Annotated in this window: 10 protein-coding genes and 1 pseudogene; 10 read left to right on the top strand and 1 reads right to left on the bottom strand. The window is 61.8% G+C overall.

The genetic code is table 11. From position 1 onward, the window contains the following. Window positions 1-449 precede the first annotated feature (449 nt). The 9 genes and pseudogenes from ACWNCF_RS03545 to rfbC all read left to right on the top strand — a co-directional run bounded on the left by ACWNCF_RS03545 (window position 450) and on the right by rfbC (window position 6,691). Entirely contained in the window at window positions 450-689 is a 240-nt protein-coding gene (locus ACWNCF_RS03545) for a YjbH domain-containing protein (protein ID WP_449406038.1), read from the top strand. Window positions 690-718: 29 nt separating this feature from the next. After that, window positions 719-1,306 (top strand): YjbH domain-containing protein, encoded by a 588-nt coding sequence (locus ACWNCF_RS03540; RefSeq protein WP_449406040.1) that lies wholly within the window; start codon window positions 719-721, stop codon window positions 1,304-1,306. Then, a complete protein-coding gene (locus ACWNCF_RS03535; protein ID WP_449406037.1) occupies window positions 1,266-1,451 on the top strand; it encodes a hypothetical protein in 186 nt (61 codons plus the stop codon). Before ACWNCF_RS03540 ends, ACWNCF_RS03535 begins: the two co-directional genes overlap by 41 nt. A gap of 53 nt (window positions 1,452-1,504) precedes the next feature. Next, window positions 1,505-2,584 carry a YjbH domain-containing protein gene (locus ACWNCF_RS03530; RefSeq protein WP_449406036.1) on the top strand — a complete coding sequence of 360 codons (1,080 nt, stop codon included), beginning with the start codon at window positions 1,505-1,507 and terminating at the stop codon, window positions 2,582-2,584. Next, a complete protein-coding gene (locus ACWNCF_RS03525; RefSeq protein WP_449406035.1) occupies window positions 2,547-3,227 on the top strand; it encodes a phosphatase PAP2 family protein in 681 nt (226 codons plus the stop codon). Before ACWNCF_RS03530 ends, ACWNCF_RS03525 begins: the two co-directional genes overlap by 38 nt. A 72-nt stretch (window positions 3,228-3,299) precedes the next feature. Then, a pseudogene (rfbB, locus tag ACWNCF_RS03520) lies at window positions 3,300-4,359 on the top strand (dTDP-glucose 4,6-dehydratase). Further along, a complete protein-coding gene (gene rfbD, locus ACWNCF_RS03515) occupies window positions 4,360-5,244 on the top strand; it encodes a dTDP-4-dehydrorhamnose reductase (protein WP_449406034.1) in 885 nt (294 codons plus the stop codon). It begins immediately after the preceding pseudogene. Between the two features lie 9 nt (window positions 5,245-5,253). Further along, on the top strand, window positions 5,254-6,129 hold the full coding sequence (gene rfbA, locus ACWNCF_RS03510; protein ID WP_449406033.1) for a glucose-1-phosphate thymidylyltransferase RfbA: 876 nt from the start codon (window positions 5,254-5,256) through the stop codon (window positions 6,127-6,129). Window positions 6,130-6,139: 10 nt separating this feature from the next. After that, window positions 6,140-6,691 carry a dTDP-4-dehydrorhamnose 3,5-epimerase gene (gene rfbC / locus ACWNCF_RS03505; protein WP_449406032.1) on the top strand — a complete coding sequence of 184 codons (552 nt, stop codon included), beginning with the start codon at window positions 6,140-6,142 and terminating at the stop codon, window positions 6,689-6,691. Between the two features lie 13 nt (window positions 6,692-6,704). Here the strand turns inward: rfbC and ACWNCF_RS03500 are convergent, their stop codons facing one another. Then, window positions 6,705-7,025 carry a hypothetical protein gene (locus tag ACWNCF_RS03500; RefSeq protein ID WP_449406031.1) on the bottom strand — a complete coding sequence of 107 codons (321 nt, stop codon included), beginning with the start codon at window positions 7,023-7,025 and terminating at the stop codon, window positions 6,705-6,707. A gap of 472 nt (window positions 7,026-7,497) precedes the next feature. Between ACWNCF_RS03500 and ACWNCF_RS03495 the strand changes: the two genes are divergently transcribed. Further along, the coding region (locus ACWNCF_RS03495; protein ID WP_449406039.1) for an EscU/YscU/HrcU family type III secretion system export apparatus switch protein at window positions 7,498-7,635 on the top strand (138 nt) is incomplete at its 3' end.

The raw sequence follows: 7,635 nt of genomic DNA, 5'->3' as shown, positions 1-7,635 counted from the left end.
ATGTTAACTCAACCATCGTATTGCTAAGGTTAAAACGGAGGAGTTAGTTGGATGATCCAGTGCCTGTTATCATATTCCCCTCACTGTTGCTGTTTTTGAAAGCAGGTGGCATACCCGGGACGTTTCTCCCGGTCGGGCTGTTCTCGTTGTTATGGTAAATAAGAAATGCGATTCATGTAGCATGGATTGCATAAAATACTTTAATGGTTGCGCTGGCGCAACTTAAACCGGAAGATCGGCTCGCTGGCGCAGATGCGCGCACCGCCTGCTGTCAGCTGTAATCTTCATTCGACCGATTGATCCGGCTCCTCAGCTTTTGCTGTGGGGCCAGGGCTATTGTTGACCGCAAATTAATGCTGTCCCGTAAGTGATTCCTTACTTTGTTTACTTTAAAACCCAACCTTAAGTTCGCCAGTTACAGTTTTCTGCTTCTGAGCGCTGCAAACGTCATGGGCGCCGCGCCCAGTCTGCAGGGGCAGTCCGGGTATATCAACATGCCCAGTGCGGTCGTTGAGGCGGACGGCACGATTAGCTCCGGCTACAGTTACGATCGGCCTTACAGCAGTTTCTGGCTGTCCGCCACCGTGTTACCGTTCTTCCAATTCACCGGTCGTTATGTCGGCATCACAGGCGTGCGCGGTTTTTCGGATATCGGCGGTGATTACGGCAAGAATTATCGAACGGGGTAGAGGATAAAGTTTTTGATGCCAAGCTATTGGTGGTGCCTGAAAGCGCGTTCTTGCCCGCCGTGGCCGTCGGCGCCACCGACTTGTTGGGAACCCAACTCTTCAAAGGACATTACATCGTCGCCACCAAAACCTTCGGTGCGATGAAAAATCTGGAAGTGAGTGTTGGCCGCGGAACGAAGCGGCCAGACGGCATGTTTGGCGGGATTCGTTGGGGATCGCCACAGATGCCGAATTGGGCATTTGTCGCCGAGTACGATGCCATCAATTACAAAAGAGACTACCGCGCAAACGAGACCGGCGCCATCGTGCGCAGTGAAGAGGCCGGCGGTCGGCGTCGAATATCGCTGGGGCTGGCTTGGGGCGCAGGTCGTCGCGCGAGCGCGATCATTTCAGCGCAAACGCTTACGTTTCGGTTCCGTTCTCCGAGCGCGAGTTCATTCCGAAACTGTACGAACCGGCGCCCTTCGATCCCAAGCAGGCGCCGCCGCGCGTCACGCTCGAGGAATGGCAGCAGCAGGCCAGTCGCGGCAGCCCTGGTGCAAGCCCTGCATCAAGCAGGATTTCAAGAACGTCCGCGTGACGATCGACAGGACGCTCAAGCTGTCGCTGACCAATAACCGTATCGCCAGCTGGGCCGGGCGGTCGGCCGTGCCGCGCACCACGCTGGCGTTCGCGCCACGTGACACGGGCGCCATCCAGATTACGTACACGAAAGCGGAACAGCCGGTTGTCGCCTACAGTTCCTCGACCTGCAACACCTGACCGACTATCTCACCGGCCTGGTCGACCGTGAGACGTTCCTGCAAACCGTTGTCGTGCGTTACGCCCAGCCTGCGGATCAGGTCGGAGAAGACCGGAATGGCATGCTGGCCGGCGTGAAGGACAAGGAAGACGGTTTGCAGGTCCAGGTCGGACGCGACGGCAGCACGGTGCAGTTGGCGTCCGAGGACCGCGAGGCGAACCGATTCAAGGTCGCGCCCAAGGTGTCGTTGTTTTTCAACGATCCGAGCGGAGCGCTGCGCTATGAGGTCTGGGCAGCGGCAAACTACAGCCGGCGCCTGGGTCAGGGGTTGTACCTGGACAGTGATCTGAAGTTTACGGCGCTGGAGAACGTGTCCGGCGTTACGCAGCCGTCCAATAGCCGGCTGCCGCACGTGCGCTCGGATATCGCCGATTACAAGCGGGGGGGCCGCTTCAAGCTGAACCGTTTGCTGGTCAACCAATACCTGATGCCGGCCGAGCGTGTCTACGCACGGGTGTCCGGCGGTTTGTATGAAGAGATGTTCCGTGGCCTCGGCGGCCAGGTGCTGTACCTGCCGAAGGACAGCCGCTGGGCCGCCGACCTGACCGCCGACGCCTTGCAGCAACGCGGCGTCAAGGGCTGGTTCGATAAACGCGACTACAACACCGTGACCGGTTTTGCGTCTTTGCATTACAAGCTGCCCTACGACGTGACGGTCACCGCGCGAGCCGGACGTTTCCTGGCCAAGGATGATGGCATCCGCGTAGAGTTCAAGCGTCGATTTCCATCCGGGGTCGAGGTCGGTGCCTGGTACACCAAAACCAACGGTCACGATATCACCAGTCCTGGCACGCCGAGCAATCCATACAACGATAAGGGCATCTTCCTGTCGGTACCGCTCAATATCATGCTGCCGATTGACTCGCAGGCCACGGCCGGCGTCGCCTTGGCACCATGGACCCGCGACGTCGGCCAGATGGTGGCCACCCCGGGCGACCTGTATGACCTCGTCGAGCAGCCCGCGCCGCGACCTGAACACGTTCGACGGCCTCGGCAATTTCGCCGAGCGGCGCGACGAGCAAAACCTGCCCGCCGTGAATCCGCCCGTCGACGCGATGCCGAATCCTTGGCCCTTGTTCCGCATGCGGGTTGAGCAGTCCGTCAAGACGACGCCGACCTTGCCGCAATGGGGTAACGGCGTGATCATCGGCGGCGGCGCGATCCTCGCCGGCGCCTTGCTGGACAAGCCAGTCGACCGCTTCATGAAGAAGCACCAGGGATCGAGCGTCGCACGCGCTTGGGACAATGTTGGCAAGGCAACGCCCGTCGTGCTGGCTGGCGCGGCCGCGAGCGCGGTCGCATTCGGCGATGCGCGCATGCAAAACATTGGTATCATCTCGCTGGAATCGGTCGCCAGCGCCGCGGCGCTGTCGATCGGGGCGGAGACGTATCTCGCCGGACGCGCACGGCCATACGAGGAAAAGGGCCAGTGGGGCAAGGCAACGGACCGGTCGAGCGCATCGTTCCCGTCCAATCACGCCACGGTGGCGTTCGCGGCGGTAACGCCGTTCGCCCAGGAATACGATGCGCCTTGGCTGTACGGACTGGCTGCCGCCGGCTCGCTGGGCCGAACCGCTGGCCGCCAGCATTGGGTGTCGGACGTCGTCGCCGGCGGCGTGCTCGGCATGGCGGTCGGCGGCTGGCTGTGGCAGGCGCAGCGCACGGATACGCGTTCGAATTTTGCCCTGACACCAGGCGAAAAATCTGTCGGCGTGGCCTGGTTCGGAACTTATTAATAATTGATATCGGGAATTGTGCGGCACGGTCCGGCTGGTCCGTGCACGACCCGACAAACGGAGAATGTATACATGATTTTGACGACAGGCAGTGCGGGCTTCATCGGCAGTAACTTCGTGCTGGACTGGTGCGCCCTGAACGACGAGCCCGTCATCAACCTCGACAAGCTGACCTATGCCGGCAACCTCGAGAACCTGGCGAGCCTGTGCGACAATCCGCGGCACGTCTTCGTGCACGGCGATATCGGCGATGTCGACCTCGTGCGTCGCCTGCTGCAGGAACACCAGCCCGCGCGCCGTCGTGAACTTCGCGGCCGAGAGCCATGTGGACCGCAGCATCCACGGGCCGGGCGAATTCATCGAAACGAACATCGTCGGCACCTTCCACCTGCTCGAAGCCGTGCGCGAATACTGGGGTGCGCTGCCGGATGACCGCAAGGCCGCGTTCCGGTTCCTGCATGTATCCACGGACGAAGTCTACGGCTCCCTCGGCAAGGATGATCCCGCTTTCAGCGAAACGAACCGCTACGAGCCGAACAGCCCGTATTCCGCCAGCAAGGCGGCCAGCGACCACCTCGTGCGCGCCTACCACCACACGTACGGCCTGCCGGTGCTGACCACCAATTGCTCCAACAATTATGGCCCGTATCACTTCCCGGAAAAGCTGATCCCGCTGTGCATCCACAATGCGCTGGCCGGCAAGCCGCTGCCGATCTATGGCGACGGCCAGCAGATCCGCGACTGGCTGTACGTGAAGGACCATTGCTCGGCCATCCGCCGCGTGCTCGAGGCGGGCCAGTTGGGCGAGGTCTACAACGTCGGCGGCTGGAACGAGAAGGCGAACCTCGACGTCGTGCGCACGCTGTGTTCGATCCTCGACGAGCTGAGCCCGCGTGCGGACGGCCAGTCGTACGCGACCCAGATCACGTTCGTGACGGATCGCCCCGGCCACGACCGCCGCTATGCGATCGACGCGACGAAACTCGAGCGCGAGCTGGGCTGGAAGCCCGCCGAGACCTTCGAGACGGGCATCCGCAAGACGGTGCAGTGGTACCTCGACAACCAGGAGTGGGTCGAGCACGTGACGAGCGGCAGCTACCGCGCCTGGGTCGGCCAACAATACGGAGCCTGAATGAAAATTCTTCTCACGGGCAAGAACGGCCAGCTCGGTTTCGACTGCAGCGCGCTGGCGCCGCTCGGCGAAGTCGTCGCCGTCGACTCGCAGGACTGCGACCTGGCCGATGCTGACGCGCTGCGCGAACTCGTGCGCCGCGTCGCGCCGGACGTGATCGTCAACCCGGCGGCCTACACGGCCGTCGACAAGGCCGAGTCCGACGAAGCGACGGCTCGCGCCGTCAACGCCGTCGCACCCGCAATCCTGGGCGAAGAAGGCGCGAAGCTGGGCGCGCTCGTGATCCATTATTCGACCGACTACGTATTCGACGGCACGAAACGAGGCGCCTACACGGAAAGCGACGCGCCGGCGCCGCAGAGCGTCTACGGCCGTACCAAGCTCGAAGGCGAGCAGGGCGTGGCGGCCGCCAACCCGCGTCACCTGGTCCTGCGCACGAGCTGGGTCGTGGGCGCGCACGGCGGCAATTTTGCCAAGACGATGCTGCGCCTGGCCGGCGAGCGCGAGCGTTTAACGGTTGTCGCTGACCAGTTCGGCGCACCGACCCCGGCCGCGCTGCTGGCCGACGTCACCGCCCACCTCGTGCGCGAGCACGCGCGCGCGGGCGGCACCGGCTTCCCCTACGGTACGTACCACGTGGCGGCCGGCGGCGAGACGAAGTGGCACGGCTATGCGCAATTCGTGATCGGCGAAGCGCTGGCGGCCGGCAGGGCCCTGAAGGCGACCGTCGATGCGGTCGCGCCGCTGGCCACCGAGCAGTATCCGACGCCCGCCAAACGACCCCTCAATTCGCGGCTCGACACGGCCCGTTTTCGCACGACGTTCGGCCTTGTCCTGCCGCCCTGGCAGGATGGCGTGCGCCACGTGCTCCAGCAAATTTTCTAAGGGACAGCCATGGCCAACAATCGCAAAGGCATCATCCTCGCCGGTGGCTCGGGAACCCGGCTGTACCCTGTCACCCAGGCCGTCAGCAAGCAGCTGATGCCGGTGTACGACAAGCCGATGATCTACTATCCGCTCAGCACGCTGATGCTGAGCGGTATCCGCGACGTGCTCATCATCAGCACGCCGCAGGACACGCCGCGCTTCGCCGAATTGCTCGGCGACGGCGGCCGCTGGGGCATGAACTTCCAGTATGCCGTGCAGCCCTCGCCGGATGGCCTGGCCCAGGCCTTCATCATCGGCAAGGATTTCGTCGGCAACGATCCGAGCGCGCTCGTTCTCGGCGACAATATCTTCTACGGCCATGACCTGGTCCGGCAACTGCACAGCGCCAACGAGCGCACGGACAGCGCCACCGTCTTCGCCTACCACGTGCAGGATCCGGAGCGCTACGGCGTCGTCGAGTTCGACGCGAATCAACGCGCACTGAGCATCGAGGAAAAGCCGACAGCACCCAAATCGTCGTACGCGGTAACCGGGCTGTACTTCTACGACAACGACGTCTGCGACGTAGCGGCCGACATCAAGCCGTCGGCGCGCGGCGAACTGGAGATCACGGACGTCAACCGCTGCTATCTCGAACGCGGCAAGCTGAACGTCGAGATCATGGGCCGCGGCTTCGCCTGGCTCGACACCGGCACGCACGACAGCCTGCTTGAGGCGGCGAGCTTCATCGCCACGCTACAAAAACGCCAAGGGTTGCAGGTCGCGTGCCCGGAAGAAATCGCGTATCGCCAAGGCTGGATCGATGCGGCCGACCTGCAGAAACTCGCGGCGCCGCTGGCCAAGAACGGCTACGGCAGCTACCTTTTAAACCTGTTGAAATAATCCGAGTGCTATGCCTTTTACCGTTACCCCGACCGCCATTTCCGATGTGCTGGTGCTGGCACCGAAAGTCTTCGGCGACGCCCGCGGCTTCTTTTACGAAAGCTTCAATGCGCGCGATTTCGCGCAAGCCACCGGTGTCGATGCGCAGTTTGTGCAGGACAATCACAGCAAGTCCGCCAAGGGCGTTCTGCGCGGATTGCATTATCAGATCCAGCATGCCCAGGGCAAGCTGGTGCGGGTTGTGCAGGGCAGGGTGTTCGACGTGGCGGTCGACTTGCGCAAGTCGTCGCCGACCTTCGGGCGGTGGGTGGGGGTTGAGTTGAGCGCGGAAAATTGCCAGCAGATGTGGGTGCCGCCCGGCTTCGCACATGGTTTCGTGGTGCTGAGCGAATCGGCCGAGTTCCTCTACAAGACGACGGACTACTGGTATCCGGAGCATGAGCGCAGCCTGCTATGGAATGATCCGGCCATCGGCGTCGAGTGGCCCATCGATGCGCCGCCGCAGCTCGCGGGCAAGGACCAGGCCGGCAAGCTGCTCGCACAGGCCGAGGTGTTCGACTGATCGCGTCGATGCATTAACAAAGAAAATGGCCGCAGACGATGCGGCCGTTTTCTTGCAACTGCGTGCAACGGAACGCGAAGGCGTCCCGGTTGCGATCAGTGGTGGGTCGTGGTCGAGTGGTTCGTGGTCGAACCATTGTCCGACGAAGCAACGGCGACAGCAGCGACACCAGCGCCGATTGCGACCAGGGTACCGACCGACAAACCGGCCACGCCAACACCAGCACCAACACCAGCAGCACCAGCAGCAGCAGCAGCACCAGTACCAGCACCAACACCAGTACCAGCAGCACCGGTGCCGGCACCAGCACTACCTGCACCAGCCCCACCTGCACCAGTACCGCTGGTCGTCGTCGTGGTGGTGCCAGTCTGGGCGCTGGTAGCCTGGGCGAATACCTGGGCCGACATCAGGCTCAGAATAGCGGTCGTGACGAGGAATTTTTTCATCTTGTAATCCTTTTGTTCAATTAAAGGGGCGCCTGCACAGCGCAATGTCGCTAACTAATTATATAGCAAGTAAACATTGCTTTGATTCATCAAATGCCGACTTGGATGCCAGCTCAGCCAAAATGTGATCTTTTTTCGACATAAGCAATTTGCAATTTTGACAGAACGTTGAAGACATTTCTATCACTTTTTCTGATTCTTGTTGTGTGTTCGCCTATCGATCCGGTGATAAAAGCGGCCTGTCGCTCGATATGCAGTCGCTTTCACCGCCTTCTTCTCTTCTAGCCGCGCGGCAACATCTGGAATAATGCCAGCCTGAACAACGTAGCTGTCGTCAGGACGGCGGAAACCGGAGCAGGAATGGCAGAAGACAGCGACGCAGAACGGACCGAACCAGCGTCAGAGAAGCGGCTGAGGCAGGCGCGCGAAGACGGCGACATTCCCCGCTCGCGCGAAGTGGCCACGTTCACCGTCCTGATGACGGCGGGCGCCGGGCTG

The sequence above is a fragment of the Massilia phosphatilytica genome (assembly GCF_977014125.1).
The sequence above is the reverse complement of the archived record's forward strand: the minus strand, read 5'-3'. Positions and strand labels throughout refer to the sequence as shown.

Excerpts from the sequence above, each read along its gene's own strand:
- ACWNCF_RS03545 (WP_449406038.1), top strand. The coding sequence starts at position 450 with ATGGGCGCCGCGCCCAGTCTGCAGGGGCAGTCCGGGTATATCAACATG.
- rfbC (WP_449406032.1), top strand. The coding sequence starts at position 6,140 with ATGCCTTTTACCGTTACCCCGACCGCCATTTCCGATGTGCTGGTGCTG.
- rfbA (WP_449406033.1), top strand. The coding sequence starts at position 5,254 with ATGGCCAACAATCGCAAAGGCATCATCCTCGCCGGTGGCTCGGGAACC.
- ACWNCF_RS03525 (WP_449406035.1), top strand. The coding sequence starts at position 2,547 with ATGCCGAATCCTTGGCCCTTGTTCCGCATGCGGGTTGAGCAGTCCGTC.
- rfbD (WP_449406034.1), top strand. The coding sequence starts at position 4,360 with ATGAAAATTCTTCTCACGGGCAAGAACGGCCAGCTCGGTTTCGACTGC.